General features: G+C 72.9%; 2 protein-coding genes. One reads left to right on the forward strand and one right to left on the reverse strand.

From position 1 onward, the window contains the following. Positions 1-93 precede the first annotated feature (93 nt). The gene (locus ACWF94_RS38650; RefSeq protein ID WP_453499680.1) at positions 94-1,662 is read right to left on the reverse strand and encodes a GMC family oxidoreductase; all 1,569 of its coding nucleotides are present in this window, start codon (positions 1,660-1,662) and stop codon (positions 94-96) included. Between the two features lie 307 nt (positions 1,663-1,969). Here ACWF94_RS38650 and ACWF94_RS38655 point away from each other — a divergent pair. Further along, positions 1,970-2,449: inositol monophosphatase family protein (locus ACWF94_RS38655; RefSeq protein ID WP_453499682.1), on the forward strand; the 480-nt coding region annotated here is incomplete at its 3' end.

A 2,449-nucleotide genomic window follows, 5' to 3' on the forward strand; every position in this document is an offset into this window, starting at 1 on the left:
GCCGTCCGTCGTGCCCCGGCCGGGCGGCCACCGGGGCATATCGAACCCGTGGCCAGGTCCGCCCGCAGCGCGGCCACCGCGAACGGCCGGCGGTCAGCCGAGCCGGTCCGCCATCAGTTCGCCCGCCATGACGGCCGCGAGGTTGGTGTTGGCGCGGGGGACGGCCGGGAAGATGGAGGCGTCGACCACCCGGAGGCGGTCGAGCCCCAGCACCCGGCACTCGGGATCGACCACCGTGCCGGCGGCGGATGGGCTGCCCATGGCGCAGGTGCTGGTCGCGTGCTGCGCGTCGTACGCCGTCGCGAGCAGGTGCCGGTCCAGTTCGGCGTCGTTGCCGAGGACCGCGAGGAGCTGTTTGTTCAGCAGATCGGGCGAGCACGCGGTGATCGGGGCGACCTCGGCGCCGCGCACCATACCGACCAGTTCCCTGACCCCGCTCCGCAGCCGGGACAGATCCCGCTCGTCGGAGAGCATGCGCAGCCGAACCTCGGGCTGAGCGGTGGGGTCGGCCGAGACCAGCCGCACCTCGCCGCGCGAGTGGACCTGATTGACCCACAGACCGAAGGCGCCCGCGCCGAAATGGGTCTCGGCGATCTCCATCGCCAGCACGTTCTGGTTGCCCGAGGTGATCATCATGTCGTTCGGCCGGGCGGCCGGGTCGTCGCTGGTGTAGCGGACGCAGACATTCGTATGCCGGTCGTCGGGCGTCCTGACGGCCGATTCCTCGTTGAGGGGGATGCTGACGAACACCGCCGGATGGTCCTGGAGGCCCTGACCGACGGGCAGGTCCCGCAGGACGTCGATCCCCAGCGGGCGCAGCAGACGGGCGGGCCCGACGCCGGACCGCAGCAGGATCGCCGGTGTGTGGACGGCTCCGGCGCTCAGTACGACGAGATCCGCGTACTCGGTGGCCGCCGACGATCCGTCGAGCACCCGCACGCCCACCGCCCGGCCGTTCTCGAAGACGACCCGGTCGACCAGCGCGCCGCCCCGCACGGTGAGCCCGGGCAGTTCGCGCGACGGCTCCAGATAGGCGTCGTTGGTCGACACCCGGCGGCCCGCGCGGGAGTTGATGGGATACGGCGAGATCCCGGTGGCGCCGGGGGCGTTCACATCCGGGGCCCAGGTGTATCCCGCCGCGCGGGCCGCCCGGTCGAGCGCCGCGTCCACCGAGCCCCACCCCTCACGGGGCGTCCGGTGGATCGGGACCGGGCCGCCGCGACCGTGGTACGGCGCGTCGCCGAACTCCTCGTCGTCCTCCAGCCGGGCGAAGTACGGCAGTACGTCCTCGGGCGACCACCCGTCGCAGCCCGCGCGGACCATGTCGGCGAAGTCGTCCATCGTCGGCCGGATGGCGATCTGACCGTTGACCGCCGAACTCCCGCCCACCCCGCGCCCCCGCCAGAACGGCGCCGGAGCCTGCCGGTCGGTCCTGGTGGCCATGAGCCCCTGCCAGACGAGGTCCTTCCCGGCGTCCGGGTCGAGGAGCGCCCGCAGCGGATTCGGGGAGCGCCACACCTCGGGCATCTCGGCGGAGCGGTAGTCCGGCCCCGCTTCCAGCAGCAGGACCCGCTTGCCCCGCGCGGCCGACCGGGCGGCGAGCGCCGCACCCGCGGATCCCGCACCCACCACGATCAGATCCCAGCCATTCCCGGCCACCACAACCCCTAACGTTCGATTAACGCACCAAAGTTCGCGATCTCCTCACGCTACGACCCCGCCGTTGCCCGCGCAACGCTGTTTTCCGTGGGCGGTCCGGCCGCCTGCCTTCGGTTCGTGGGTCCGTACCGGAGCCCGTTCCGGGTCCGGTCCCGGGTCGGGTCCCGAGTCCGGGTCGGGTCCCGGGTCCGGTCCCGACCGGCTCCCGGAAGTGCTCCGGTGCCCCGTGAACACCCGGGGAACGCGGCATGGCGGGCGGGCCCGGCGACCCGGCGACGCAATGTCGTACGGGCATGCTTAGCTGGTCCGTATGATCGATGACTTTCTGGCCGGGGATCTTTCCGATGTCGAAGAGGCGATCCGTAAGGCGGCCGCTGCCGAGATCATGCCGCGCTACCGCCAGCTCGCCGCGCACGACATCGTGGAGAAGGACGGCCCGCACAACCTGGTGACCACCGCCGACCGCAGGGCCGAGGAGCACCTCACCGCCTCCCTCACCGCGCTGCTGCCCGGCTCGGTCGTCGTCGGCGAGGAGGCGGTCCACGCCGACCCGTCCATCTACGAGGCGCTGCGCGGCGACGCACCCGTCTGGATCGTGGACCCGGTGGACGGGACCCGGCAGTTCGTCCGGGGCGAGCGGGGGTTCTGCACCCTGGTGGCCCTCGCGCGCCGGGGGGAGCTCCTCGCGTCCTGGACGTACGCCCCCGTACTCGACGAGCTGGCCATCGCGGTCCGTGGCCTCGGCGCCCGGCTCGACGGCGCGCTGCTGAGGTCAGGCGAGCCCGAGCCG

It is taken from the genome of Streptomyces sp. NPDC055078, from assembly GCF_053607985.1.